We start from the raw sequence: 24,894 nt of genomic DNA on the forward strand, positions 1-24,894 counted from the left end.
ATGAAAAAATGGCTGATTGTTATCGCGGCACTGATGCCGCTGAGCGGCATGGCGAACATGCTGAACAACACTAACCAACCGAATCAACCCGGCTATAACCCAAGCCAGCAGCGGATGCAGACGCGCATGCAGGTCCAGCAGCAGCAACAGCAGCAGCAGTTGCGTCAGGATCAGCAGCAGCAAAATCAGGAGATGCAGCGTAAGCTGCAGGAGCGGCGCGATAGCGCCCGGCAGCGCGTGATTCAGTCGCAGCCGGGCCAGCAGAACAGCAATGCGCAGACGCAGTACGGCAATTAACGGAAGTCCGGGCCGATAGCATCAATGCGATCGGTACAGATGGCATCCACGCCCCAGCTCAGCAGCTCGCGCGCCCGCGCGGGCTGATTCACGGTATACACCAGAATACGCAGACCGGCGGCTTTAAGCGCGGCGGTGCGTCCGGCGTCCAGCAAGCGATGATTTAAATGGATTGAGACGCAGTCGAGCGCGGCGGTCAGCGCCTGCCAGTCGTCGTGCCACTCATCCAGCAGCAGGCCGCGCGGCAGCTCCGGCGCGGCCTGCATCGCCGCTTCCAGCGCCGCGTACGAGAACGAGGACAGCAGCGGTGCCGTTTGTCCCTGCCACAGCGTTCGTGCGGCCAGCGCCACATCACGTCCGGTCTCTACCTCTGTACCGCTGCTGGGTTTGATCTCAATGTTGGCCATCATCTGATGCTGGCGGCAGCGCGCCGCCACCTCGCTCAGCAATGCCAGCGGTTCACCGTCAAATTCACGGCTAAACCAGCTGCCGGCATCCAGCTGCGCCAGCTGCTGCCACGGCAGATCGCCCGCCACGCCCCAGCCGTTGCTGGTGCGGTCCAGCGTGTCATCGTGCAGCAGGAAAATCTGCTTATCCTGTGACAGTTTGGCGTCGAATTCGATCATGGTATGACCGTAGTGCGCGCCGACATCAATCGCCGCCAGGGTGTTTTCCGGGGCCAGCTTGCCGCCGCCGCGATGCGCAACAATGTGCGGATAGGGCCAGTTTTTTACACTCATTCCAGACGCTTTCCATGGGTAGAATCGAAGAAGTGTAACGCATCTGGCGGCAGTTGTAGCCACAGGCTGCTGCCAGCCTGTGGCCGCTCGCTGTGCGGCAAACGCACCACCAGCCGCGTGTTGCCAATGTGGCCATGCGCAAGATTGTCCGCGCCGAGGATCTCCAGCGTATCCACCACCAGCGGCACACCGCCGGCCTCACGGCTGCTGAGCTGAATATGCTCGGGACGAATGCCGAGTGTCAGCGGACGGTTGGCCCATCGCGCTTTGCCGGCGCCGAGCGGCAGGCTGTTGAGCGCGTCGAGCGTAAAGCGCGAGCCATCGCTATTGATCTGACCGGGTAGCAGGTTCATCGCCGGCGCGCCGATGAACGACGCAACAAACTGACTGGCCGGACGCTCATACACCTCCACCGGCGTGCCCACCTGCTCCACCACGCCTTTATTCATCACCATCACGCGCTGCGCCAGCGTCATGGCTTCAACCTGATCGTGCGTGACGTACAGGCTGGTGGTTTTCAGCCGGCGGTGCAGTTGCTGCAGCTCCAGACGCATCTGCACGCGCAGGCGCGCATCCAGGTTCGACAGCGGCTCATCAAACAGAAACACTGCCGGTTCCCGCACGATGGCGCGGCCCATGGCCACGCGCTGACGCTGGCCGCCGGAGAGCTCGCGCGGACGGCGCTGCAACAGGTGATCAAGCTCCAGACTGCGCGCCGCATCCATCACCCGCTGGGTAATCTGTTCCTTGCCCATGCCGCGGATCTTCAGGCCGTAAGCCATGTTTTCTCCCACCGTCATGTGCGGGTAGAGCGCGTAATTCTGGAATACCATGGCGATGCCGCGATCTTTCGGCTCCATGTCGGTGACGCGCCGATCATCAATGTAGATATCGCCCGACGTGACGCGCTCCAGCCCGGCCACCATGCGCAGCAGCGTCGATTTCCCGCAGCCGGACGGGCCGACCATCACCATAAACTCACCGTCATTGATGGTGATGTTCAGCGGCTGAATGATTTGGTTTTTGCCGTCATACGATTTCGTAACGGTCTGAAGGGTTACCGCTGCCATCTATTTCTCACTCTCCACCAGGCCACGCACAAAAGCGCGCTGCATCACAAGCACCACCACCACCGGTGGGATCAGGGTTAATAACATCGCCGCCATCACTTCGTTCCACTGCGTCGGACCGCCGCTGGTGTTGATCATACTTTTCACCCCCGCCACGGCAGTGCTCAGGCCGGCATCGTTGATGATCAGCAGCGGCCACAGATACTGGTTCCAGCCGTAAATAAAGGTGATGACAAACAGCGCGGCGAGATTGGTTTTTGACAGCGGCAGCACGATATCCCAGAAAAAACGCATCGGACTGGCGCCGTCAATGCGCGCCGCTTCAATCAGCTCATCCGGCAGCGACATAAAAAACTGGCGGAACAGGAACGTGGCGGTCGCGGAGGCCATCAGCGGCAATGTCAGACCGCTGTAACTGTCCAGCATGTGCAGCGTGGAGATCACCTCCACCGTCGGGAAAATACGCACTTCTACCGGCAGCATCAGGGTGATAAAGATCAGCCAGAAAAACAGCGTGCGCAGCGGAAAGCGAAACCACACCAGCGCAAACGCCGAGAGCATCGACACCGTGATTTTGCCCACGGTGATGCCCAGCGCCATGATCAGGCTGTTCAGCATCATCAGGCCAAACGCCGCGCTGCCGTTGACGCCATCGCGCCAGATGTGGGTGATGTTGTCGATGAGATGCGGGCCCGGCACCAGCGTCATCGGCACCTGATACACCGCGTTGTTATCCAGCGTCGCGGCGACAAACGCCACGTACAGCGGGAACAGAATGGTCAGCACCCCCAGCGCCAGCAGCGTGTGGGCGAAGATATCCAGCCCGCGTCGGTTTTCAATCATTGGTATTGCACCTTACGCTCGACAAAGCGGAATTGCAGAATGGTCAGGCCGATAACCAGCAGCATCAGCACCACCGACTGCGCGGCGGACGACGAGAGATCGAGTCCGGTGAAGCCTTCGCGATAGATTTTGTAGATCAGCGTGGTGGTGGCCTGGACCGGCCCGCCGCCGGTAGCGGCATCGATCACCGGGAAGGTGTCGAAAAAGGCGTAAACCAGATTCACCACCAGCAGGAAAAAGCTGACCGGCGTAATCAGCGGCAGCGACAGATGAAAGAAACGGCGCACCGGTCCGGCACCGTCAATCGCCGCGGCTTCCACCAGCGATTTAGGAATGGACTGCAGCGCGGCAAAGAAAAACAGGAAGTTGTAGCTCATTTGCTGCCAGATCGACGCTAATACAATCAGGAACATCGCCTGACCGCTGTTCTGCGCATAGTTCCAGTTGTAGCCAAACTGGTTCAGCAGATGGCTGAACAGCCCCAGCCCCGGATTGAACAGGAACATCCACAGTACTGCCGCAACCACCGGCGCTACCGCATACGGCAGCAGCAGCAGCGTCTGATAGAGCTTTTTCAGCCGGATAACGTAATCCACCAGCGCCGCCAGCAGCAGCGAGAATGTCATGCCGCATACCGTCACCAGCGCGCTAAACACGAGGGTGGTCCAGAACGAATCAAGGTAGTAGTCGTCACTGAACAGGCGGCGGAAGTTATCAAGGCCAACAAAGGTGCTGGAGATGCCAAACGGATCGATGCTTTGCAGCGAGTACCACAGCGCCTCTCCGGCGGGCCAGAGAAAAAAGATCGCGGTGATCGCCAGCTGCGGGGCCACCAGCAGATACGGCAACAAACGGGCGCGGAAAACCGGACGTGATGATGAGGACATAGCAGGCTCGTCAGAAAGAGACAGCGGGACGGACATACCCGTCCATCCCGCCATTACGGAGTTACTTCACTTGCTGTTCAAAGCGACGCAGCAGTTCGTTGCCGCGTTTCACCGCGTTGTCCAGCGCTGCCTGTGGCGACTGTTTCCCGGTCCACACGCCTTCCAGCTCTTCGTCGACGATGGTACGAATCTGCGGCATGTTGCCCAGACGCATCCCTTTGGTGAACGGCAGCGGATCTTTATTCAGCATCTGCCGCGTGGCGATGTCCGCGCCCGGGTTTTTGTCATAGAAGCCCTGCTGTTTGGTCAGCTCATAAGCCGCGGTGGTGATCGGCAGATAACCGGTTTTCTGGTGCCATTCTGCCGCGATATCCGGCTGGGCGAGGAACTTCATGAACTCCGCCGCGCCTTTGTAAGTCGCTGCATCTTTGCCTTTCATCACCCACAGGCTGGCGCCACCGATAATGGCGTTCTGCGGTGCGTTCGGCACGGTGTCATCGTACGGCATCATGCCCACGCCAAAGTTGAATTTGGCGTAATGCTTAATGTCGGCCAGCGAACCGGATGAGGCGGTGGTGATACCGCAGTCGCCGTTATAGAACTTGGACGTCGACTCGTCTTTACGGCCAAAGTAGGTGAAATCACCTTTCTTATTCATCTCTTCCAGCAGCTGGATGTGGCGCACCTGCACGGGTTTGTTGAACTCCAGCACCGCGTCGGTACCGTCAAAGCCGTTGTTTTTGGTGGCAACCGGCAGGCCATGCCAGGCGCTGAAGTTTTCGATCTGAATCCAGCCCTGCCAGCCGCTGGCATAGCCGCAGCTCATGCCGGCTTTACGCAGCGCGGCGGCATCCTGTGCCAGCGCCTGCCAGGTTTTCGGTGGCTGATCCGGGTTAAGACCGGCTTTTTTGAACGCGTCTTTGTTGTAGTACAGCACCGGCGTGGAGCTGTTAAACGGCTGTGAGATCAGCTGGCCGTTGCTGTCGCTGTAGTAACCGGCAACGGCAGGAACAAACTGTTTCGGGTCCATCGGCACGCCGGCGTCTTTAAACACTTCATGCACCGGCACGATGGCTTTAGAGGCCATCATGGTGGCGGTGCCCACTTCGTAAACCTGCAGAATGGCCGGTGCCTTACCGCTGCGCACCGCAGCGATACCCGCGGCCAGGCTCTGCTCGTAGTTGCCTTTATAGGTCGGAACGATTTTGTAATCCGGGTGAGCCTGGTTAAAACGCTGTGCCAGAGAATCGACTTCTTTGCCTAACTCACCTTCCATTGAGTGCCAGAAAGGGATTTCGGTAGCAGCCAGCGCATTACCGCTGATCGCCAGACCGAGCAGCAGACTCATCAGGCGGGGACGAAGCGTAAAAGCGGACATAAGGGTTTCCTGTGCTTGTGGCGCGCGCGATATCACGCATTTTTTGTTCGCGAAGTAACATGACACGAGGAAATGACGGAAAAATAACAGGATTATGACGGGAATATGACGGGGTTAGTGCGCGCTGATGCCCTCACCCCGGCCCTCTCCCACAGGGAGAGGGAGATGAAAGGCCGTGCGCGCTGATGCCTTCTTCTGCAGGGCGAGAGAAGTCCGGGAGGATGCCAGGATAGCAACCTGGCCTGAAAAACGCTGCCGTACGGTTCCCTCTCCCGGGTGCGGGAGAGGGTTAGGGTGAGGGCAAATCACCGCACCAACGTCATGACCAAAGCCAGGTCAGGCGCCTAAATACGCGCTTCGCACCGCTTCATTGGATAACAACGCTTCACCGCTATCCTCCAGCACCACGTGACCGTTCTCCAGCACGTAGCCGCGATCGGCCAGCTTCAGCGCCTGGTTGGCGTTCTGCTCGACGAGGAAGATGGTCATGCCCTCTTTACGCAGCTGTTCGATGGTGTCGAAAATCTGCTGGATAATGATCGGCGCCAGACCCAGCGACGGCTCGTCCAGCAGCAGCAGGCGCGGCTGGCTCATGAGCGCGCGGCCAATCGCCAGCATCTGCTGCTCACCGCCGGACATAGTGCCGGCGCGCTGCACTTTGCGCTCCGCCAGCCGGGGGAACAGCTGATAAACGCGCTCAATGCGCTCCTGATACTGCTGACGCGTCGCGAAGAAACCGCCCATCGCCAGATTCTCTTCCACCGTCATGCGCGAAAACACGCGCCGGCCTTCCGGCACGATGGCAATCGCTTCACGCATGATTTTTGCCGTCTGCCAGTCGGTAATGGTTTTACCATCAAAGGTGATGATGCCGCTGGTGGCACGCGGTTCGCCACACAGCGTACCGAGCAGCGTGGTTTTACCCGCGCCGTTAGCGCCAATCAGCGTCACGATTTCGCCCTGACTGATGTGCAGATTAATGTTGTGCAGTGCCTGGATCGGGCCATAGTGCGCACTGACGCCCTGTAAAGTTAAAATCGGGTTCGCCATGTTACGCCTCACCTAAATAAGCACGGATCACATCCGGGTTGTTACGCACTTCTTCCGGCGTACCGTTGGCCAGCGGCGTTCCCTGATTCACCACATAAATACGGTCAGAAATGCCCATCACCAGTTTCATATCGTGTTCAATCAGCAACACCGTCACCTTGTGTTCGCCGCGCAGTTCAGCGATCAGCTCATCCAGCTCGTGCGTTTCGCGCGGGTTGAGGCCGGCGGCCGGTTCGTCGAGCATCAGGATTTCCGGACGCGTCACCATGCAGCGGGCGATCTCCAGCCGGCGCTGCTGGCCGTAAGCCAGATTGCCGGCCTGGCGGTTAGCCAGCTCCAGCAGGCCAATGCGCTCCAGCCAGCTAGCCGCGCGGTCCAGCGCTTCGCTCTCGCCGCGCCGGAACGCCGGGGTTTTAAACAGCCCGGAGAACACGCCGCTTTTCAGGTGCTGATGCTGTGCCACCAGCAGGTTTTCAATCACCGTCATCTCACGGAACAGGCGCACGTGCTGGAAAGTTCGCACCACGCCCATGCGCGCAATCTTCTGCCCCGGCAGGCCCTGCAATGGCTGATCGCGCAGTTTGATGGTGCCGCCCGTTGGCTTATAGAAACCGGTCAGGCAGTTGAATACCGTGGTTTTCCCCGCCCCGTTCGGGCCAATCAGCGAGACGATCTCCTGCGGATGCAGTTCCAGCGCCACGTTGTTGACGGCCAGCAGGCCGCCGAAGCGCATCATCAGGCCTTCAACGGCTAATAAAGGCTGACTCATGCCTGCTCTCCTTGTTTTGCCTGTTTCAGCTTCAGGTGCGGACGCTTCATCGGCAGCAGCCCCTGCGGACGCCAGATCATCATCAGCACCATCAACCCACCGAGCACCAGCATGCTGTACTCGTTCAAATCACGCATCAGCTCGCGCGATACCACCAGCAGAATCGCGGCCAGGATTACCGCCAGCTGCGAACCCATGCCGCCCAGCACCACAATCGCCAGCACAAACGCGGACTCGACAAAGGTGAAAGATTCCGGGCTGACAAAGCCCTGACGCGCGGCAAACAGCGTACCGGCGAAACCGGCGAACACCGCGCTGATGGTAAAGGCCGTCAGCTTGATGCGCGTTGGGCTGAGACCGAGCGAACGGCAGGCGATCTCATCTTCACGCAGCGCTTCCCACGCGCGCCCCAGCGGCATGCGCAGCAGACGATTGATGACGAACAGCGTCAGCACCACCAGCAGCAGCGCCACCAGATAAAGGAAAATCACGCGGTGATTGGGATCGTACGCCAGGCCCGTCAGCTCGTGGAAGGTGGTCCAGCCGCCTTCACTGACGCGCCGGCCAAATTCAATACCAAACAGGCTCGGCTTGGGGATCTGCGCGATTCCATTGGGACCGCCAGTGATTGATGTGCTGTTCAGCAGCAGAATACGCACGATCTCACCAAAGCCGAGCGTCACAATCGCCAGATAGTCACCGCGCAGCCGCAGCACCGGGAAGCCCAGCAGCAGGCCAAAGGCACCGGCGACAATACCCGCCAGCGGCAGACTCTCCCAGAAGCCAAAGCCGTAATAGTGATTCAGCAGCGCAAAGGTGTAAGCACCGATGGCGTAAAAGCCGCCGTAGCCCAGCACCAGCAGGCCGGACAGGCCCACTACCACATTCAGGCCGAGGCCGAGCATCACGTAGATCAGCGTCAGGGTGGCAATATCCACGCTGCCGCGCGACACGAAGAAGGGCCAGGCGACGGCGGCAACAACCACCAGCAGCATCAGCAGCTTTTGTTTTGGTGTCGAACCGTCAAAACCCGGCAGCACCAGCCCTTTGCCACTGCGTTTGAGCTTGCCCTGCAACAGCGGACGCAGCAGCTGGAACACAAACACCACTGCGCAGCCGAGGAAGATCCAGTTCCAGCGCACGGCGCCTGCATTCGCCACCACCAGTTTGGTACCGTCGAGATCGAGGCGCATGCCCATAAAGAAGCTGGCGAGCACCAGCAGCATCACCGTGGAGACCACGGCGTTAACCAGACCGAGGCGTTTCATACTTTCTCTACCTCCGGACGGCCCAGGATACCGGTTGGCATCACCAGCAGCACCACGATCAGCAGCGCGAACGACACCACGTCTTTATATTCGGTCGACAGATAGGCTGACGTCAGCGCTTCCGCAATGCCCAGCACCAGGCCGCCAATCATTGCGCCCGGAATGCTGCCGATACCGCCCAGTACCGCCGCGGTAAAGGCTTTCATGCCGGCCATAAAGCCGATGAACGGGTTGATGGAGCCGTAAAACTGCCCCAGCAGCACGCCAGCCACGGCCGCCATCGCTGCGCCGATCACAAAGGTCAGTGAGATCACGCGGTCGGTGTTGATGCCCAGCAGGCTGGCCATTTTCAGGTCTTCAGCGCAGGCACGGCAGGCGCGGCCCATGCGCGAATAGCGGATGAACAGCGTCAGCGCCAGCATCGCGAGGAAGGTGACGACCCAGATAACCAGCTGCATGGTGGTGAGCGTGGCGGCAAAGCCGTTGCTCTCACCCAGCGTCCACTGGCCGGTGATCAGGCTGGGCAGCGCCAGATCGCGCGAGCCCTGCGTCAGGCTGACGTAGTTCTGCAGAAAGATCGACATACCAATCGCCGAGATCAGCGCGATCAGGCGTTTGGAAGAACGCACCGGCTTATATGCCACGCGCTCGATGCTCCAGCCGTAGGCGCTGGAGATAATCACCGCCATCACGAACCCGGCGGCAATCATCAGCCACGAGGTGTCGATACCCATCATCATCAGGGCGGCAATCACGATAAAGGAGACATAGCTGCCGATCATGTACACCTCGCCGTGGGCAAAGTTGATCATGCCGATGATGCCGTAAACCATGGTGTAACCGATGGCGATCAGCGCGTAGGTGCTCCCGAGGGTGACCCCGTTGAACATCTGCTGAATGAAATAGAGAAACTGCTCGGACATAGTGAGGACCTGCATGTAAACGGGAAATCCCCGATGCGTTCGGCACCGGGTTAGGGTGAGAGCACCGCGTCGCAGCGCCTCATTCAGCGCGTGCGCGCGGTGCCGCACCCTGCCCTCGCCCATCAGGAGAGGGACAATTCAGGAGCGTGCTTACTTAACCGCGGTAGAAGAACCGTCTTTGTGCCATTTGAAGACGCCAAATTCGAAGCCCTTCAGATCGCCCTTCTGGTCCCAGCTCAGGTTACCCATCACGGTGGGTACCGGCGCACCCTCTTTCAGGTTTTTAGCAATCGCATCAGGCTCATCGCTTTTGCTGCGCTCAATGCCCGCCACCAGTGACTGAATAGCCGCATAGGTGGTCCAGACGAACGGGCCGGTTGGATCTTTGCGGTTTGATGCGCTGTTGGCTTTGATTGCGTCTACAATCGCTTTGTTGTCTGGCAGCTGGTCGTAGCGCTTCGGCAGCGTCACGTACAGGCCTTCAGAGGCGTCACCCGCGATGTTAGACAGGGAAGCGTTGCCGACCCCTTCTGGTCCCATAAAGCCGGCTTTTAGACCGGCGGTTTTGGCCTGACGCAGAATCTGGCCCAGCTCCGGGTAGTAACCGCCGTAGTAAACGAAGTCGACGTTCTCTTTCTTCAGGCGCGCAATCAGCGTGGAGAAGTCTTTATCGCCAGTGGTGATCCCTTCGAACAGCACCACGTTGCCGCCTTTCGCCTTCAGGGTTTTCTGCACGGATTCCGCCAGGCCCTGACCGTACTGCTGCTTGTCATGCACCACGGCAATACGTTTTGGTTTGATCTGATCGAGGATGTAGTTGGCAGCGGTCGGGCCCTGATCGGAATCCAGACCGGTGGTACGCATCACGTCGGCATAGCCGCGCGCGGTCAGTTCAGGCGCAGTAGCCGCCGGGGTGATCATCAGAATGCCTTCATCATTATAAATGTCTGATGCCGGCTGAGTGGAGGAGGAGCACAGGTGGCCGATAACGTATTTGATGCCGTCATTGACCACTTTGTTGGCCACCGCAACCGCCTGTTTCGGGTCACAGGCGTCGTCATATTCTACGCCGACCAGCTTGTCACCGTTTACGCCGCCTTTGGCGTTGATGTCCTTGATCGCCTGGGCCGCACCGGTGAACTGCATGTCACCGTACTGCGCCACCGGGCCGGTTGCCGCACCGACAATCGCAATTTTGATGTCTTTCGCCAGTACCGCATGGCTCATCGCCAGCGCTACGCAACCCGCCAGTAATGCGCTTCCTTTACTCATTTTCATGCGAACTTCCCCATCTGTTGTGTCGTGTCTGTTGTGATTGGTTATTTATCTGCCAGTCAAAGAGCAAAACTGATTTGAGAATAATGAGTTAGCGCTCTTTTCTGGCATTTTTTGTTAAGAAGGCTTTATTTTTCAGGTTATTAAACAGGAACTTTCTTCTGTAAATCAACTGACATATTCAGTAAAAGCTGACGGGAACAGCAGATTACTCTGGTTTTTATGGCCGGTTTTTCACCACCAGGCCAGCGCGTTATGCTGGCTTTTTCAGCGATCGATGCTGGCTTACTCCACAATCCTGGCAAAGTGGCTGGCATTTGACCTCTTTTCATCGCAAAAAAGTGACAGCGCTCTGACTGTCTAAATTCGCTACACTAAGGCCTTTCTGCCAGTACAGGTAAGGGTTATGAAGCTCACTATTCAGCGCATCAACACGCTGACGCCGCAGGATCGACTGGATTTAGCCAAAGTCTGGCCGCAGCAGGATATCGCGCAGCTGGAAGCCAGCCTCAGTGAAGCGCAGCGGCTGTATGCAGCGCGCTTTAACGATCGCCTGCTTGGGGCGCTGCGGCTGGAGATTCGCGGCACGCTGGGCAAGATTACGCAGCTGGAAGTGCGTGAAGTCACGCGGCGGCGCGGCGTAGGGCAGTATCTGCTGGAAGAGACGATAGCGCAGAACAGCGCGCTGGATCACTGGTGGGTTGCCGATGACGGCGAAGACGATCAGCGCGTACGCGCGGCGTTTATGCAGGCGTGTGGTTTCCGCGCGCAGAGCGACGGATGGGTGCGTTGAGCGGCGAATTTACGCTGTGCAGAGCGGTGCGCATGATTGCGCCCCCTACGGGGATTGCGAACGAGTGTACAGATTGCGTGGGGTCGTGATTAACGGTGCATATGAATGCGTATTCTGTAGGGTCGCCATTCATGGCGACCGCGCTGCAATCCGCACAGATCCTGCATCGCCGGCTTATTGCGCGCATAAAAAAAGGGCGACCCGCTGGTCGCCCCATTTATCTGTCAGCCGTTAATCAGGCTTCAATCGCCATACGCAGTTTCTTCATGGCGTTCTTTTCCAGCTGACGCACGCGCTCGGCAGACACACCGTACTGGTCGGCCAGCTCCTGCAGCGTGGTTTTGTTGTCATCATCCAGCCAGCGGGCACGGATAATGTGCTGGCTACGCTCATCAAGGCTCAGCATTGCATCGCTCAGCTTGTCAGCGGCGTGCGCATCCCAGTTATCCTCTTCGATGCCGTCGGCAAAGTCAGAGGTTTTATCCTGCAGATACAGCACCGGTGCCATCGGCTTGCCTTCGCCCGCATCGTCATCAGACGACATGTCGAAGGTCATATCCTGGGCCGCCATGCGCGACTCCATTTCCAGCACGTCTTTGCTGCTGACACCCAGCTCGCGCGCCACCATTTCGACTTCATCCTGATTGAACCAGCCGAGACGCTGCTTGGTTTTACGCAGGTTAAAGAACAGTTTGCGCTGTGCTTTGGTGGTGGCAACTTTCACGATACGCCAGTTACGCAGCACGTACTCGTGAATCTCCGCTTTGATCCAGTGCACGGCAAACGACACCAGACGCACCCCGACTTCCGGGTTGAAGCGACGCACCGCCTTCATCAGGCCGATGTTACCTTCCTGGATCAGGTCCGCCTGCGGCAGGCCGTAACCGGAATAGTTACGAGCGATATGAACAACAAAGCGCAGGTGAGACAGGATCAGCGTCTTAGCTGCATCCAGATCGCCCTGGTAATGCAGCCGCTCAGCCAGTGCTTTTTCCTCTTCTGCCGTTAATACCGGCCAGTTGTTAGCAGCCCGGACGTAAGATTCCAGGTTGCCCAGAGGAGCAATCGCTAAAGTTTGCATTTCTTTGGTCATTCAAACCCTCACAAATTCAATGGACTTGCTGCTCGTTTCCCTGCGCAGCCGTTACATTATGTCAACGACGCGTGAAAACCAAAAGCAATCTGTGCTACTTGGACGTCAAAGTTATCCACAAGTTCAATTATAGCAGTGAATATTTTACACACAGATGACGGCGGGGGAAATCGGAGAAATCCTCTGCTCCCAGGTCGTCGGCAGCAGAGGAAGAGTATATCAAAAAATCGTTGCTATGGGTTACTGCGGCGTAAAACGACGTAAATGTTGCACCGTCGCCAGCCAGGCGGCAATCCAGCCGATGATGGCCGCGATTAACAGCAACAGCAGGCCTTCATCCCACGAAAAGCCCTCCAGCGCGAAGCTGGTACCGAAGACGGAGGCGACCTGCGCCACCACCGACTGCAGGCGCAGCACCAGCACTTCCGACAGAATCAGCGACAGCACCGCACCGCTGAAACCGAGCAGCGCGCCGCCGTAGAGGAAGGGCCGCAGAATAAAGCCATCGGTCGCGCCAATCAGCTTCTGCACATTGATGGTGTCGCGCCGGGCAAAAATGCTCAGACGCACGCTGTTGCCAATCACCAGGAACACCGCTACCACCATCAGCAGGCCGATCATTGACGCCACCTGCCCCACCAGCCCGGTGAGTGCGGCTAAACGCGCAAACCAGCTGTCATCCATGCGCACTTCATCCACGCCCTGCACTTTCGCCACGCGATCGCGCAGATTGGCCATGGTATCGGAGTTCTGGAAGTTCAGCTTCGGCGTGATGATCGCCACCGCTGGCAGCGGGTTCTGCTCCAGCATATCCATCGCACCACCAAAGCCGGACCAGTTGCGGAACTCGCTTTGCGCCTCTTCACGCGTCAGGTAGTTCACCTTGTCCACGCCATCGAGCTTTTTCAGCTCGGCGGTCACGTTCTCTGCCGCCGTGTCATCCAACGCTTTGTCGAGGTAAACCGTCAGCTGCGGCGCCGGATACCACTGCGCGGCGGCCTGGCTGACGTTTTTCCACACCATGTAGCACACGCTGGGCAGCGTCAGCGAAATCGCGATCACCATTACCGTCAGCAGCGTCGCCAGCGGCTGACGATACATGTCGGACAGCGTACCGCGCCACGCGTAGCGCCACTGCTCCTGCCAGCCGCCCTTCAGCGCTTTGCTCTTTGACGGCTGCTTCGCCGCTTTCGGCGCAGCCGGACGCTTGTTACGTTTATTGACCATCGTGGCCTCCGTGCAGACGTCCCTGATTAAGCGTCATCACGCGATAATTGCGGCGTGCGATCAGCCCGATGTCGTGCGTCGCCATCAGTACCGTAACGCCCACGCGGTTGAACTCTTCAAACAGGCGCAAAATATCTTCCGACAGCGCGTTATCGAGGTTACCGGTCGGTTCATCCGCCAGCAGCACGGCCGGTTTATTCACTACCGCGCGGGCAATGCCGACGCGCTGCTGTTCACCGCCAGAGAGCTGAATCGGATAACTTTTTGCTTTGTCGAGCAGGCCGACTTTGTCCAGCGCCGCCGACACGCGACGGCGAATATCCTCGCCGCTGGCCCCGGAAATAATCAGCGGGATCGCCACGTTGTCGTAGACCGAACGATCCATCAGCAGGTGGTGATCCTGGAAAATCATGCCGATCTGGCGGCGCAGGAAAGGCACTTCGCTGTGACGCAGCCGGGAAATATCGTGACCGCTGAACCAGATTTGCCCGGCGCTCGGGCGCTCAATGCCACAAATCAGCTTCAGTAAGGTACTTTTCCCCGCGCCTGAGTGGCCGGTCAGAAACGCCATCTCACCGGGACGCAAATGGAAATCCACGCCCTGCAGCGCCTGGCGTCCTCCCAGATAAGCCTTACTGACCTCTTCAAAGCGAATCATGCCAATTATTCCTCTCGGGCAAACAGTGCCTCAATAAAGTCGGCGGCCTTAAACGGCCGTAAATCTTCGATGCCTTCCCCGACACCGATATAACGAATCGGAATGCCAAACTGATCGGCCACCGAGAAGATCACGCCACCTTTTGCGGTGCCGTCGAGCTTGGTCAGGGTGATGCCGGTCAGGCCGACCGCTTCGTGGAACAGCTTCGCCTGGCTGATGGCGTTTTGGCCGGTGCTGGCGTCAATCGTCAGCATCACCTCATGCGGTGCCTCTTCGTCCAGCTTCTTCATCACGCGGGTGATTTTCTTCAGCTCTTCCATCAGGTGCGCTTTATTCTGCAGGCGGCCGGCGGTATCGGCGATCAGCACGTCAACGTGGCGCGATTTCGCCGCCTGGATGGCGTCAAAAATGACCGACGCGGAATCCGCGCCCGTATGCTGCGCGACCACCGGAATATTGTTGCGCTGGCCCCAGACCTGCAGCTGCTCTACTGCCGCCGCGCGGAAGGTGTCCCCCGCCGCCAGCATGACGGACTTGCCCTGCGCCTGATACTGACGCGCCAGCTTACCGATGGTGGTGGTTTTACCCACGCCGTTAACGCCGACCATCAGGATAACGAACGGTGTTTTGCCCGCCACGTCCAGCGGAGCATCGACCTTTTCCAGAATGCCGGCCATTTCAGCCTTCAGCAGGCCATACAGCGCTTCGGCATCGCGCAGCTGCTTACGGCTGGCCTGTTGCGTCAGGCTGGTGATGATGCGGCGCGTGGTTTCCACGCCGACATCGGCAATCAGCAGCTGCTCTTCCAGCTCTTCAAACAGCTCGTCATCGATTTTTTTGCCGCGGAACAGGCTGATAAAGCCGGATCCGAGGTTTTCACGCGTTTTGACCAGGCTGCGTTTCAGGCGGGCAAAGAAGCCCTCTTTGGTGGGGCGCTCCTGCTCCTGAGCCACAATCGGCGCGGCCGCCAGCGGCAGATCGCTCACGGTGTCTGTCGCCACGCGCTCTTCTGCCGCGTCTTCGGCATAGGTTTCCGCTAACGCCAGCGCTTCCAGCTCTTTATCGCTCAGCGGTGCGTCTGCGTCCTCTGCGTCCTCTGGCTGAGGCTCCTCAGATAAAACCGGTGCTTCAATAATCAGTTCTTCAGCCTGCGGCTCCTCCTCAACCGGCATCAGCTCCGGCTGCGGATGATCTTCCGGCAGTACCTCTTCTTCAATCGCGCTGACGGCAGCGGTTTCTGCGTCATCAGCGTTAGCGTCGGATTCGACTGCGGTTTCTGCTTCCGCAACGGGATGCGTTTCAGCGTCGGCGTAAACCGGCGATTCGGCCTGCTGTTCTGCCACCTGTTCAGTGACGATCACGGTTTCGGCGGCCTGCGCTTCGGCGCTTGCTAACGCGCTCTCTTCAGCGGCGGGTGCCGGTTGATCGGTCGGCTGCTGCTGCGCCTGCTCTTCCGCTGGCTGCTGCTCTTCTTTGCCAAAGCCCAGCCAGGAAAAAAAGCCGCGTTTTTTCTCTTTTGCCATTGTGTGACCACACTCCTCGATGGCTTATTCCCGGTAGCACGCTGTTCCCAGGGGATAAAAAATTCACTTTTTCGCGCGTGAGCGGCGTAAAAATCAGGCAATTACGTCCGCTTTATCAACTTAGTAGTCTAACACTTTCCTGCCAGCGCACCACAGCACCCTTTTTTAACGTTTCTTCTGCCTGCTACGCCCGTTAAACTACGCAACAAATTATGACGAGTTGTGAGCGAAATGAGTAAATCCCCCCGCAACAGCGGCGCGGCAGGCCAGATTCGCCTGATTGGCGGACAGTGGCGCGGCCGCAAATTGCCGGTGCCGGACAGCGCCGGCCTGCGCCCGACCACCGATCGCGTGCGTGAAACGCTATTCAACTGGCTGGCGCCGGATATCCAGCAGGCGCGCTGCCTCGATTGCTTTGCCGGCAGCGGCGCGCTGGGTTTAGAAGCGCTGTCGCGCTATGCCGCCTCCGCGACCCTGCTGGAACTGGAACGTCACGTGGCGCAGCAGCTGACGCAAAACCTGCACACGCTGCGCGCCAGTAACGCCAGCGTCGTCCAGACCAATACGCTGCAGTGGCTAAGCCAGCCCGGCGAGCCGTTTGACGTGGTGTTTGTTGATCCGCCGTTCCGCAAAGGCCTGCTGCAGGAGACACTAACGCTGCTGGAGAACAATGGCTGGCTCGCCGTCCACGCGCTGATTTATGTTGAGAGCGAAGTGGAGCACGGCACCCCGCTGGCACCGGCTAACTGGGATCTGTATCGCGAGAAGATTGCCGGTCAGGTGGCCTATCGCCTCTATCAACGCCAACAGGAGACCGATGATGTGGCTTAATCTGGGACGTTTGCTGATGATTTGCGTCTGGGCATTTCTGCTGCTTAACCTGGTGCACCCTTTCCCGACGCCGCTGCGCTACTTTGTCCACGTTGCGCTGTTCTTTATGGTGGTGATGCACGGCCTGCAGCTGGTGCTGCTGCGTGCCACGCAACCGAAGGAGGCGCCAAAACTGAGCCGCGCCACGCAGGCGAAAATCTTCTTCTTTGGCGTATTTGAACTGCTGGCGTGGCAGAAAAAGCACTATCCGTCGTAACGTAAGACAGCGCGCGCGGCTTCAGCCCCGTGCGCTTTAGTGCCTATTGCGCCGGGGTAAAGCTGACAAAGCGCGTGCCCTGCATTTTCAGCTCGCCCTTCACGCCTTTGTCCATCTGGTGATAATCGCTGGCGCTGACGTTGACCTTAAAATCACCGGCGCCGTTCAGCGGATGGAACCAGGCTTCATACTTCATCTCTTCCGCCACAATCTCTTCGCGCTGACGCGAACGGCGATTGGGGGCCGGAAACTCTCGCTTGGTTTTCACTTCCACACTCATTGAGCGCACCGGTGAAGCGTCGTTGACCGCGGCTTCGCGGCGCTGCTTGATAAACTGACGGGTTGCCAGGATGGCAATTACAGCCAGGACGATAAAAAAGATTAGCGGTGGTTTGCTCATGTTTTCTCTCGCACTTTACGTCGGGGGTTAACAGATAAAAGACGCCAAAGCATACAACCAGAGTTGCCCGATTGTCACATTTGCCGCCAGTAACTTAAACTGAGATCGCGATTTTGGGAAAATTCATCAATGTGGGCGACACGTTCACTAAAGGGAGAAAAAATGCTTTGGTCTTTCCTTGCAGTCCTTTTTTCCGGTTGGCTGTATGTCGATGCCTCCTACCGCGGCCCGCAGTGGCAGCGCTGGCTGTTCAAACCCGTTACGCTGCTGTTGCTGGTTGCCTGGGCGTGGCAGGCTCCCACGCTTAACACCACCGACTACCTGATTCTGGCTGGCCTGGTCGCCACGCTGGTGGGCGATGCGTTAACCCTGCTGCCGCGTCAGCAGATGCTGTATGCGCTCGGCGCCTTTTTCCTTTCGCATCTGCTGTACACCATCAGCTTTGCCGCGCACATGACCATGAGCTTCTTCTGGCCGATTCCGCTCACCTTCCTGGTGATTGGTATCATCGTGATCGCCATTATCTGGTCAAAACTGGATACGCTGCGCTGGCCGATCTGTACGCTGATTGGCATGACGCTGGTGATGAACTGGATGGCGGCGGAAAACTACTTCTTCCGTCCGACCGATTACAGCTTCTCGCTGCTGGTGGGTGCCGTGCTACTGTTGCTGGCTAATATCGTGTGGTTTATCTCGCACTATCGCCGCCGCTTCAGCGCTGACAGCGCCATCGTTGCCGCCTGCTACTTCGCCGGTCACTTCATGATTGTGCGTTCACTGTGGCTGTACTGAAAAAAGTGACCTCACCGCTTGACTCTGGAGTCCACTCCAGAGTGTAGCATGCAGACTGCGGGCATCGGCCCGCTTCTGCAACCGGAGGTCACATGCATCAACATGCCCACTCTTGCCGCTGTGGCAAATCACACCGTCAGCCAAAACCGCTGTGCGCGGTACGCAGCGTTCAGCCTGCATCCCTGAAGATTTCCGCCGCGCAGCCGGTGGCCGCGTCCAGTGATTGCGGCTGCTGCACCAGCAATGACGACAGTCCCGGCGGCGGCGACGCCGACAGCGACAGGCGCGCATCCGCGTCCTATCAGTTCCGCTGGCAGATTGCCGGCATGGACTGCCCGAGCTGCGCCCGCAAAATCGAAACCGCCGTGCAAAAGCTGCCGCAGGTCGCCAGCGCGCGGGTGATATTCGCCAGTGAAAATCTGCTGGTGGAGGCGCACAGCGATATTCGTCCGGCTATCGAACAGGCCGTTAACCACGCCGGCTTTAGCCTGAAATCCACTGAGAACCCCGCACCGGCGGCGCGCCGCTGGCGCGATAATGCCTCGCTCATACTGCTCACGCTGTTGATGATCGCCAGCTGGCTGCTGAGCCAGCTCACGCCGCTGTGGGGCGATCGCCTGTTTGTGCTTACCACGCTGGTCGGTCTGGTGCCGGTAGCCCGCAGCGCGTGGCAGGCCATACGGAGCGGCTCACCGTTCAGCATTGAAACCCTGATGACCCTCGCCGCCGCGGGCGCGCTGGTGATTGGCGCCCACGCCGAAGCTGCCATGGTGCTGCTGCTGTTCCAGCTGGGAGAACGGCTGGAAGCCTATGCCGCCGCGCGGGCGCGCCGTGGCGTCACCGCGCTGATGGCGCTGCGTCCGGACACCGCCACGCGCGTCAATGGCACACAGCGTGAGCAGGTGTCACTGGCGGCGCTCCAGCCCGGTGATGTGATTGAAGTGGCGGCAGGCGGTCGTCTGCCTGCCGATGCCGAGCTGCTGCACGCCAGCGCCAGCTTTGATGAAAGCGCGCTGACCGGCGAATCGCTACCGGTGGCCCATCAGCCGGGCGATGCCGTGATGGCAGGCGCCACCAGCGTGGATCGGCTGGTGACGCTGCGCGTGACCTCACAGCCGGGCCACAGCGCTATCGACCGTATTCTGCAGCTGATTGAAGACGCCGAAAGTCACCGCGCGCCGGTAGAGCGTTTTATCGATCGCTTCAGCCGCCTCTACACGCCGGCCATCATGCTGCTGGCACTGCTGGTGATGGTGCTGCCGCCGCTGCTCGGATTCGGCGCCTGGCTGCCGTGGATCTACAAAGGGCTGACGCTGCTGCTGATTGGCTGTCCGTGCGCGCTGGTGATCTCCACGCCTGCCGCTATCACTTCCGGCCTGGCGGCGGCGGCTCGCCAGGGCGCGCTGATTAAAGGCGGCGCGGCGCTAGAACGCCTCAGCCGGGTGCAGGCGCTGGCGTTTGATAAAACCGGCACCCTGACCGCCGGTAAACCGCAGGTTACCGACGTGCAGCCGTTTGGCGCGGATGCACAGCAACAGCTGCTCAGCCTTGCGGCCGCCATTGAGCAGGGCTCCGGCCATCCGCTGGCGCGGGCGATAGTAGCGGAAGCGCAGCGCCAGCAGCAGGTGATTCCACCGGCGCAGCATCAGCAAACGCTGGCCGGCAGCGGCATTCGCGCGCAGATCGACGGCGTGATGCATCAACTGCTGGCACCGCGTGATGCGGCGGCGCTGAGTGACGCGCAGCAGCAGCAGATTGCGCAGCTGGAAGCACAGGGCAAAACCGTGGTGGTGCTGTTGCGCGAAGCACAGCCGCTCGGGCTGCTGGCGCTGCAGGATTTGCTGCGCGAGGAGGCGCGCAGTGCGCTGGCGGCGCTACAGGCGCTGGGAATTCGCAGCGTGATGCTGACCGGCGATAATCCGCGCGCCGCCGCCGCGATTGCCGCCGAACTCGGCATCAGCTATCGCGCCGGTCTGTTGCCTGCGGATAAGGTAGCCGCCGTACGTGAACTGGGCGAGCAGCAGCCGCTGGCGATGGTCGGCGATGGCATCAACGATGCGCCAGCCATGAAGGCCGCAACGCTGGGGATTGCCATGGGCAGCGGCACCGATGTGGCGCTGGAAGCGGCCGATGCGGCTCTGACGCAGAATAACCTGGCGATTCTGCCGCGCACCGTGCAGCTGGCACGCCGCACGCGCGCCATTATCCGTCAGAATATTGCGCTGGCGCTGGGGCTGAAGGCGATTTTCCTCGTCACCACGCTGCTCGGCTTTACCGGCCTGTGGCTGGCGGTGCTGGCCGATTCCGGTGCCACCGCGCTGGTCACCGCCAACGCGCTGCGCCTGCTGCGTCAGCGCTGAGGCGGGCGGATGCCGCGATCAGGCATCCGCGCCTTTCTGGATCAGATACTGGTACGGCAGGCTCTCGGTCTGCTGTGCCAGCAGCTGATGCTCCATAAAGCGGCAGAAGCCGGGAATATCACGCGTGGTCGCCGGATCGTCGGCGATGATCAGCAACGTTTCGCCCGCCTGCATGGTACGCACGGTTTTGCGCACCATCATCACCGGCTCCGGGCAGCGCAGCCCAAGCGCATCAAGCGTATGGTCCGCAGCGGAAAAAGGATCGCTCATGATTCTCTGTCTTTATTCAGGGTGGGCGCTCATTCTAACGCGCTACAGCGCGCGCGCAAGGCGAGAACGATTGCGCTAAAATTAACCATTGCATTTGTTGCGCAACACGCTAAGATGCCGTCCGATTTTTTATTAAGCAATACCAGACATCCCCAAGATCGTTGGCTTTTCTGCAAGGCGGCAAGTGCGCGTATCCCCGGGAGCTTACTGAAGTAAGTGACCGGGGTACGCAAGCGCGGCCAACGCAGCAAAAATGCCAACGATGAAGGGGATTGGGTTCCCTCACCCCATTTTTAAAAAAAGGCCTTTATGATCAACTTCTCTGCTCGTCAGCGCATGCATGCGCTATTCTGGCTATCGCTGTTTCACCTGCTGGTGATTACCTCCAGTAACTATCTGGTGCAGCTGCCGGTCGCGATTTTCGGTTTCCACACCACCTGGGGTGCGTTTAGCTTCCCGTTTATTTTTCTCGCCACCGATCTCACCGTGCGAATTTTTGGCGCACCGCTGGCACGGCGCATTATCCTTGCGGTGATGATTCCGGCGCTGTTTATCTCCTACATCGTGTCGTGCGTGTTTTATCAGGGCGCGTGGCAGGGCTGGGCCTCGCTGCAGGAGGTCAATCTGTTCGTGGCGCGTATCGCTTGCGCCAGCTTTATGGCCTATGCGCTGGGGCAGATCCTTGATGTGCACGTGTTTAACCGTCTGCGTAAACTGCCGCAATGGTGGATTGCGCCTGCCTGTGCCATGTTCCTCGGCAATATCAGCGATACGCTGGCCTTCTTCTTTATCGCCTTTTATAAGAGTCCGGACCCGTTCATGGCCAGCCACTGGGTGGAGATCGCACTGGTGGATTACAGCTTCAAAGTGCTGATCTGCATGGTTTTCTTCCTGCCTGCTTACGGTGTTCTGCTCAATGCGGCACTTAAGCGTCTGGCGGAACGTTCGGCTCAGCGCCAGATGAATTTCGGCTAATTGAACGTAGACGAAACGCCACGGCACGCTAAGATTTCCTGACAAAGCGCTGATTGCTTTTAAGCACCGATTCCGTTTTGATAACGGCTGATGGAAACCTTACGAAGGGATAAGAATGCGTAACTTAGTGAAATATGCGGGCATCGGCCTGCTGGTGTTAGGCCTGGCGGCGTGTGATCAGAAGAAAGACGACACGGCGGCAAACAGCAACGGCGCCAGCGCCAGCGCCAGTCAGTCAGCACAGACGGTAAACCTGATGGACGGTAAGCTGAGTTTCAGCCTGCCAGCAGGCATGTCAGATAAGAGCGGCAAGCTGGGTTCGGAATCCACCAATATGCACGTGTATGCCGATGAAACCGGCCAGCGCGCGATTATCGTGATTGCGGGCGATCCGACCAATGAAGCACTGGATGCGCTGGCTCAGCGTCTGGAGCAGCAGCAGCGCAACCGCGATCCGCAGCTGCAGGTGGTGTCGAACAAAGCGGTGACGCTGAAAGACCAGCCGGCACAGCAGCTGGATACGGTGATTTCCGCCAATAACCAGACCTCCTGGTCCTCGGTTATTCTGGCGAAGGTGGACGGTAAACTGCTGACGCTGCAGATCACCCTGCCCGCCGACAATCAGCAGCAGGCGCAGAGCGATGCCGATGCGATTGTGAAGAGTATTACCCTGAAGTAAGTTTGCACCAACGGTAGCGGCGCGATTTATCGCGCGTTGTTAAAAACCGCGCAATGAATTGCGCCGCTACAGAATGTGCCTCGTTTATAACCTCACCGGCGAAATATGCCAGATCTCATCCGCGTACTCCTGAATGGTACGGTCGGCGGAGAAATAGCCCATATTGGCGATGTTCAGCGCCGCACGCCGCTGCCACTCTTCCGGCTGACGATAAAGCTTATCCACCTTATCCTGGGTATCCACATAACTGCGGTAATCCGCCAGCAGCTGATAGTGATCGCCAAAGTTGACCAGCGCGTCGAACAGGTTACGGTAGCGCCCCGGCTCCTGCGGGCTGAAGACGCCGCTGGCGATTTGCGTCAGCGCCTGGTGCAGTTCCGCATCCTCTTCATAGTATTTACGCGGGTTATAGCCCTCAGTGCGCAGCTTCTCCACCTGCGGCGTGGTGTTGCCGAAGATAAAGATATTCTCTGCGCCGACGTGCTCGCGCATCTCCACGTTGGCCCCGTCCAGCGTACCGATGGTCAGCGCGCCGTTTAGCGCAAATTTCATATTACTGGTGCCGGAGGCTTCGGTGCCGGCGGTAGAGATCTGCTCGGAGAGATCCGCCGCCGGAATGATGATCTGCGCCAGGCTGACGCCGTAGTTAGGGATAAACACTACCTTCAGCTTGTTCTTCACCTGCGGATCGTTGTTGATCACGTTGGCTACATCGTTGATCAGGTGAATGATGTGCTTGGCGACGTAATAGGCCGACGCCGCTTTCCCGGCGAAGATATTAACGCGCGGCACCCACTCTGCGGTCGGATCGGCTTTGATGCGGTTGTAACGCGTGATGACGTGCAGCACGTTCAGGAGCTGACGTTTGTATTCGTGAATACGCTTGATCTGCACGTCGAACAGCGCCTGCGGATCCAGCACGATATCCATATTCTTCGCCACCCACTCCGCGAGGCGCTTCTTGTTGGCGAACTTGGCATCGGCGATCTGTTCAATAAACGCCGGATAGTCAATGTGCGGCACCAGCTCGCTCAGCTGAGCCAGATCGGTACGCCAGGTGCGGCCAATGGCGTCATCCAGCACCTCTGACAAGGCCGGGTTGGCCAGCGCCAGCCAGCGGCGCGGCGTCACGCCGTTGGTTTTATTGCAGAAGCGCCCCGGGAACAGGCGGGCAAAATCGGCGAACAGCGACTGCACCATCAGATTAGAGTGCAGCTCCGACACGCCGTTAACTTTGTGGCTAACCACCACCGCCAGCCACGCCATGCGGATGCGGCGACCATCGTTTTCGTCGATGATCGAGATGCGCGCCATCAGATCCCAATCGTCCGGATAGTAATCCTGAATGGTCTTCAGGAAGTAGTCATTGATTTCGAAAATGATGCTGAGATGACGCGGCAGGATCTTGCCGATCATGTCCACCGGCCAGGTCTCCAGCGCTTCGCTCATCAGCGTATGGTTGGTGTACGAGAACACCTGGCAGGTGACTTCAAAGGCGTCGTCCCAGGTAAACTTGTGCTCATCAATCAGCAGACGCATCAGCTCGGGAATCGCCAGCACCGGATGGGTATCGTTGAGGTGGATGGCAATTTTGTCGGCCAGGTTGTCCCAGGTTTCATGCATCTGCCAGTGGCGATTGAGGATATCCTGCACCGTGGCGGAGACGAGAAAATACTCCTGGCGCAGACGCAGCTCGCGTCCGGAGTAGGTCGAGTCATCGGGATAGAGTACGCGCGACACGTTCTCCGAGTGGTTTTTATCTTCCACCGCCGCGAAGTAGTCGCCCTGATTGAACTTGCCGAGGTTGATTTCGTTACTGGCCTGCGCACCCCACAGCCGCAGCGTGTTGGTGGCATCGGTGTCGAAGCCAGGGATGATCTGATCGTAGGCCATCGCCACGATCTCTTCGGTCTCAACCCAGCGCACCCGGCTGCCTTCATGCTGCAACCGCCCGCCAAAACGCACTTTGTAGCGGGTGTTAAAGCGCTGGAACTCCCACGGGTTGCCGTACTCCAGCCAGTAATCCGGCGATTCACGCTGCTGGCCGTCAACAATGTTCTGTTTGAACATGCCGTAATCGTAGCGAATGCCGTAGCCGCGTCCGGGCAGGCCCAGCGTGGCCAGCGAGTCGAGGAAGCAGGCCGCCAGCCGGCCAAGACCGCCGTTGCCGAGCCCGGGATCGTTCTCTTCTTCCATCAGCTCGCTGAGGTCGAGTCCCATCTCATCCAGCGCCTGGTTGAGGTCGTCATAGATGCCCATCGCCAGCAAGGCATTGCCCAGCGTGCGCCCCATCAGGAACTCCATCGACAGGTAATAAACCTGGCGCACATCCTGCGACAGCTGCGCACGGCTGGAGCGCAGCCAGCGCTCCACCATGCGATCGCGTACCGCCAGCAGCGCGGCGTTCAGCCACTCATGCTTGTTGGCGATCGACGGATCTTTACCAATGGTAAACATCAACTTATAGGCGATTGAGTGCTTGAGGGCGTCAACCGTCAGCGTGGGTGAGGCATAGGTGAAAGGTGCGTTCATATGCG

At 58.9% G+C, this 24,894-nt stretch carries 25 protein-coding genes; 8 read left to right on the top strand and 17 right to left on the bottom strand.

What is annotated here, in order from left to right:
* Positions 1–297 (top strand): DUF2756 domain-containing protein, encoded by a 297-nt coding sequence (locus AC6I7J_RS17590; RefSeq protein WP_150360504.1) that lies wholly within the window; start codon positions 1–3, stop codon positions 295–297.
* Here AC6I7J_RS17590 and ugpQ read toward each other — a convergent pair.
* From ugpQ to AC6I7J_RS17640, 10 genes are all read right to left on the bottom strand, one after another.
* Positions 294–1,037: a glycerophosphodiester phosphodiesterase gene (gene ugpQ / locus AC6I7J_RS17595; protein ID WP_021508000.1), complete on the bottom strand. Its 744-nt coding sequence runs from the start codon at positions 1,035–1,037 to the stop codon at positions 294–296. The two genes, AC6I7J_RS17590 and ugpQ, sit on opposite strands and share 4 nt — an antisense overlap.
* Complete coding sequence (locus AC6I7J_RS17600) at positions 1,034–2,107, bottom strand: sn-glycerol-3-phosphate import ATP-binding protein UgpC (protein WP_021508001.1); 1,074 nt, start codon at positions 2,105–2,107, stop codon at positions 1,034–1,036. The genes ugpQ and AC6I7J_RS17600 overlap by 4 nt, the downstream gene beginning before the upstream one ends.
* Positions 2,108–2,950, bottom strand: a complete 843-nt coding sequence (ugpE, locus tag AC6I7J_RS17605; protein WP_021508002.1) for a sn-glycerol-3-phosphate ABC transporter permease UgpE — start codon at positions 2,948–2,950, stop codon at positions 2,108–2,110.
* Positions 2,947–3,837: a sn-glycerol-3-phosphate ABC transporter permease UgpA gene (gene ugpA / locus AC6I7J_RS17610; protein WP_058757578.1), complete on the bottom strand. Its 891-nt coding sequence runs from the start codon at positions 3,835–3,837 to the stop codon at positions 2,947–2,949. Before ugpA ends, ugpE begins: the two co-directional genes overlap by 4 nt.
* Positions 3,838–3,898: 61 nt before the next feature.
* Positions 3,899–5,215 (bottom strand): sn-glycerol-3-phosphate ABC transporter substrate-binding protein UgpB, encoded by a 1,317-nt coding sequence (gene ugpB / locus AC6I7J_RS17615; RefSeq protein WP_058757579.1) that lies wholly within the window; start codon positions 5,213–5,215, stop codon positions 3,899–3,901.
* A 336-nt stretch (positions 5,216–5,551) separates the two neighbouring features.
* Positions 5,552–6,265: a high-affinity branched-chain amino acid ABC transporter ATP-binding protein LivF gene (gene livF, locus AC6I7J_RS17620; RefSeq protein WP_394515681.1), complete on the bottom strand. Its 714-nt coding sequence runs from the start codon at positions 6,263–6,265 to the stop codon at positions 5,552–5,554.
* Position 6,266: 1 nt separating this feature from the next.
* The gene (gene livG, locus AC6I7J_RS17625) at positions 6,267–7,034 is read right to left on the bottom strand and encodes a high-affinity branched-chain amino acid ABC transporter ATP-binding protein LivG (RefSeq protein WP_021508005.1); all 768 of its coding nucleotides are present in this window, start codon (positions 7,032–7,034) and stop codon (positions 6,267–6,269) included.
* Entirely contained in the window at positions 7,031–8,302 is a 1,272-nt protein-coding gene (locus AC6I7J_RS17630) for a high-affinity branched-chain amino acid ABC transporter permease LivM (RefSeq protein ID WP_498006307.1), read from the bottom strand. The genes livG and AC6I7J_RS17630 overlap by 4 nt, the downstream gene beginning before the upstream one ends.
* A complete protein-coding gene (livH, locus tag AC6I7J_RS17635; RefSeq protein ID WP_010615899.1) occupies positions 8,299–9,225 on the bottom strand; it encodes a high-affinity branched-chain amino acid ABC transporter permease LivH in 927 nt (308 codons plus the stop codon). The genes AC6I7J_RS17630 and livH overlap by 4 nt, the downstream gene beginning before the upstream one ends.
* A gap of 150 nt (positions 9,226–9,375) precedes the next feature.
* Positions 9,376–10,503, bottom strand: a complete 1,128-nt coding sequence (locus AC6I7J_RS17640; protein WP_498006309.1) for a branched-chain amino acid ABC transporter substrate-binding protein — start codon at positions 10,501–10,503, stop codon at positions 9,376–9,378.
* A gap of 403 nt (positions 10,504–10,906) precedes the next feature.
* Here AC6I7J_RS17640 and panM point away from each other — a divergent pair, with 403 nt between their 5' ends.
* Positions 10,907–11,293: an aspartate 1-decarboxylase autocleavage activator PanM gene (panM, locus tag AC6I7J_RS17645; protein ID WP_058770001.1), complete on the top strand. Its 387-nt coding sequence runs from the start codon at positions 10,907–10,909 to the stop codon at positions 11,291–11,293.
* Positions 11,294–11,528: 235 nt separating this feature from the next.
* On the opposite strand, the gene rpoH is transcribed toward panM, so the two are convergent.
* The 4 genes from rpoH to ftsY form a co-directional block, all read right to left on the bottom strand.
* Entirely contained in the window at positions 11,529–12,386 is an 858-nt protein-coding gene (rpoH, locus tag AC6I7J_RS17650) for an RNA polymerase sigma factor RpoH (RefSeq protein WP_021508009.1), read from the bottom strand.
* A 240-nt stretch (positions 12,387–12,626) separates the two neighbouring features.
* Positions 12,627–13,613: a permease-like cell division protein FtsX gene (gene ftsX, locus AC6I7J_RS17655; protein WP_058770000.1), complete on the bottom strand. Its 987-nt coding sequence runs from the start codon at positions 13,611–13,613 to the stop codon at positions 12,627–12,629.
* Positions 13,603–14,271, bottom strand: a complete 669-nt coding sequence (gene ftsE, locus AC6I7J_RS17660) for a cell division ATP-binding protein FtsE (RefSeq protein ID WP_021508011.1) — start codon at positions 14,269–14,271, stop codon at positions 13,603–13,605. Before ftsE ends, ftsX begins: the two co-directional genes overlap by 11 nt.
* 5 nt (positions 14,272–14,276) lie before the next feature.
* Positions 14,277–15,794: a signal recognition particle-docking protein FtsY gene (ftsY, locus tag AC6I7J_RS17665; RefSeq protein WP_349844034.1), complete on the bottom strand. Its 1,518-nt coding sequence runs from the start codon at positions 15,792–15,794 to the stop codon at positions 14,277–14,279.
* A gap of 231 nt (positions 15,795–16,025) precedes the next feature.
* Here ftsY and rsmD point away from each other — a divergent pair, with 231 nt between their 5' ends.
* Together rsmD and AC6I7J_RS17675 are read left to right on the top strand one after the other, a co-directional pair.
* Positions 16,026–16,625 carry a 16S rRNA (guanine(966)-N(2))-methyltransferase gene (rsmD, locus tag AC6I7J_RS17670; RefSeq protein WP_315658472.1) on the top strand — a complete coding sequence of 200 codons (600 nt, stop codon included), beginning with the start codon at positions 16,026–16,028 and terminating at the stop codon, positions 16,623–16,625.
* Entirely contained in the window at positions 16,615–16,881 is a 267-nt protein-coding gene (locus AC6I7J_RS17675) for a DUF1145 family protein (protein WP_021313674.1), read from the top strand. Before rsmD ends, AC6I7J_RS17675 begins: the two co-directional genes overlap by 11 nt.
* Before the next feature lie 43 nt (positions 16,882–16,924).
* Here AC6I7J_RS17675 and AC6I7J_RS17680 read toward each other — a convergent pair whose 3' ends face one another.
* Positions 16,925–17,281: a DUF2500 domain-containing protein gene (locus AC6I7J_RS17680; protein ID WP_021508014.1), complete on the bottom strand. Its 357-nt coding sequence runs from the start codon at positions 17,279–17,281 to the stop codon at positions 16,925–16,927.
* 162 nt (positions 17,282–17,443) lie between these two features.
* Between AC6I7J_RS17680 and AC6I7J_RS17685 the strand changes: the two genes are divergently transcribed.
* Together AC6I7J_RS17685 and AC6I7J_RS17690 are read left to right on the top strand one after the other, a co-directional pair.
* Positions 17,444–18,073: a lysoplasmalogenase gene (locus AC6I7J_RS17685; protein WP_021508015.1), complete on the top strand. Its 630-nt coding sequence runs from the start codon at positions 17,444–17,446 to the stop codon at positions 18,071–18,073.
* Between the two features lie 92 nt (positions 18,074–18,165).
* Complete coding sequence (locus AC6I7J_RS17690; protein WP_498006312.1) at positions 18,166–20,433, top strand: zinc/cadmium/mercury/lead-transporting ATPase; 2,268 nt, start codon at positions 18,166–18,168, stop codon at positions 20,431–20,433.
* An 18-nt stretch (positions 20,434–20,451) separates the two neighbouring features.
* Here the strand turns inward: AC6I7J_RS17690 and tusA are convergent, their stop codons facing one another.
* Positions 20,452–20,703 carry a sulfurtransferase TusA gene (gene tusA, locus AC6I7J_RS17695; protein WP_021508017.1) on the bottom strand — a complete coding sequence of 84 codons (252 nt, stop codon included), beginning with the start codon at positions 20,701–20,703 and terminating at the stop codon, positions 20,452–20,454.
* A gap of 309 nt (positions 20,704–21,012) precedes the next feature.
* On the opposite strand from tusA, the gene AC6I7J_RS17700 reads away from it, so the two are divergent.
* Together AC6I7J_RS17700 and AC6I7J_RS17705 are read left to right on the top strand one after the other, a co-directional pair.
* Positions 21,013–21,678, top strand: a complete 666-nt coding sequence (locus tag AC6I7J_RS17700; RefSeq protein WP_021508018.1) for a 7-cyano-7-deazaguanine/7-aminomethyl-7-deazaguanine transporter — start codon at positions 21,013–21,015, stop codon at positions 21,676–21,678.
* A 115-nt stretch (positions 21,679–21,793) separates the two neighbouring features.
* The gene (locus AC6I7J_RS17705; protein WP_498006314.1) at positions 21,794–22,357 is read left to right on the top strand and encodes a DcrB family lipoprotein; all 564 of its coding nucleotides are present in this window, start codon (positions 21,794–21,796) and stop codon (positions 22,355–22,357) included.
* Between the two features lie 84 nt (positions 22,358–22,441).
* On the opposite strand, the gene glgP is transcribed toward AC6I7J_RS17705, so the two are convergent.
* Positions 22,442–24,889 carry a glycogen phosphorylase gene (gene glgP, locus AC6I7J_RS17710; RefSeq protein ID WP_058769996.1) on the bottom strand — a complete coding sequence of 816 codons (2,448 nt, stop codon included), beginning with the start codon at positions 24,887–24,889 and terminating at the stop codon, positions 22,442–22,444.
* Between the last annotated feature and the right edge of the window lie 5 nt (positions 24,890–24,894).

Source organism: Type-C symbiont of Plautia stali (assembly GCF_059730935.1).

Bases quoted from the DNA above. Each gene is read 5' to 3' on its own strand.
- AC6I7J_RS17590 (WP_150360504.1), top strand. From the start codon at position 1: ATGAAAAAATGGCTGATTGTTATCGCGGCACTGATGCCGCTGAGCGGC.
- ugpQ (WP_021508000.1), bottom strand. From the start codon at position 1,037: ATGAGTGTAAAAAACTGGCCCTATCCGCACATTGTTGCGCATCGCGGC.
- AC6I7J_RS17600 (WP_021508001.1), bottom strand. From the start codon at position 2,107: ATGGCAGCGGTAACCCTTCAGACCGTTACGAAATCGTATGACGGCAAA.
- ugpE (WP_021508002.1), bottom strand. From the start codon at position 2,950: ATGATTGAAAACCGACGCGGGCTGGATATCTTCGCCCACACGCTGCTG.
- ugpA (WP_058757578.1), bottom strand. From the start codon at position 3,837: ATGTCCTCATCATCACGTCCGGTTTTCCGCGCCCGTTTGTTGCCGTAT.
- ugpB (WP_058757579.1), bottom strand. From the start codon at position 5,215: ATGTCCGCTTTTACGCTTCGTCCCCGCCTGATGAGTCTGCTGCTCGGT.
- livF (WP_394515681.1), bottom strand. From the start codon at position 6,265: ATGGCGAACCCGATTTTAACTTTACAGGGCGTCAGTGCGCACTATGGC.
- livG (WP_021508005.1), bottom strand. From the start codon at position 7,034: ATGAGTCAGCCTTTATTAGCCGTTGAAGGCCTGATGATGCGCTTCGGC.
- AC6I7J_RS17630 (WP_498006307.1), bottom strand. From the start codon at position 8,302: ATGAAACGCCTCGGTCTGGTTAACGCCGTGGTCTCCACGGTGATGCTG.
- livH (WP_010615899.1), bottom strand. From the start codon at position 9,225: ATGTCCGAGCAGTTTCTCTATTTCATTCAGCAGATGTTCAACGGGGTC.
- AC6I7J_RS17640 (WP_498006309.1), bottom strand. From the start codon at position 10,503: ATGAAAATGAGTAAAGGAAGCGCATTACTGGCGGGTTGCGTAGCGCTG.
- panM (WP_058770001.1), top strand. From the start codon at position 10,907: ATGAAGCTCACTATTCAGCGCATCAACACGCTGACGCCGCAGGATCGA.
- rpoH (WP_021508009.1), bottom strand. From the start codon at position 12,386: ATGACCAAAGAAATGCAAACTTTAGCGATTGCTCCTCTGGGCAACCTG.
- ftsX (WP_058770000.1), bottom strand. From the start codon at position 13,613: ATGGTCAATAAACGTAACAAGCGTCCGGCTGCGCCGAAAGCGGCGAAG.
- ftsE (WP_021508011.1), bottom strand. From the start codon at position 14,271: ATGATTCGCTTTGAAGAGGTCAGTAAGGCTTATCTGGGAGGACGCCAG.
- ftsY (WP_349844034.1), bottom strand. From the start codon at position 15,794: ATGGCAAAAGAGAAAAAACGCGGCTTTTTTTCCTGGCTGGGCTTTGGC.
- rsmD (WP_315658472.1), top strand. From the start codon at position 16,026: ATGAGTAAATCCCCCCGCAACAGCGGCGCGGCAGGCCAGATTCGCCTG.
- AC6I7J_RS17675 (WP_021313674.1), top strand. From the start codon at position 16,615: ATGTGGCTTAATCTGGGACGTTTGCTGATGATTTGCGTCTGGGCATTT.
- AC6I7J_RS17680 (WP_021508014.1), bottom strand. From the start codon at position 17,281: ATGAGCAAACCACCGCTAATCTTTTTTATCGTCCTGGCTGTAATTGCC.
- AC6I7J_RS17685 (WP_021508015.1), top strand. From the start codon at position 17,444: ATGCTTTGGTCTTTCCTTGCAGTCCTTTTTTCCGGTTGGCTGTATGTC.
- AC6I7J_RS17690 (WP_498006312.1), top strand. From the start codon at position 18,166: ATGCATCAACATGCCCACTCTTGCCGCTGTGGCAAATCACACCGTCAG.
- tusA (WP_021508017.1), bottom strand. From the start codon at position 20,703: ATGAGCGATCCTTTTTCCGCTGCGGACCATACGCTTGATGCGCTTGGG.
- AC6I7J_RS17700 (WP_021508018.1), top strand. From the start codon at position 21,013: ATGATCAACTTCTCTGCTCGTCAGCGCATGCATGCGCTATTCTGGCTA.
- AC6I7J_RS17705 (WP_498006314.1), top strand. From the start codon at position 21,794: ATGCGTAACTTAGTGAAATATGCGGGCATCGGCCTGCTGGTGTTAGGC.
- glgP (WP_058769996.1), bottom strand. From the start codon at position 24,889: ATGAACGCACCTTTCACCTATGCCTCACCCACGCTGACGGTTGACGCC.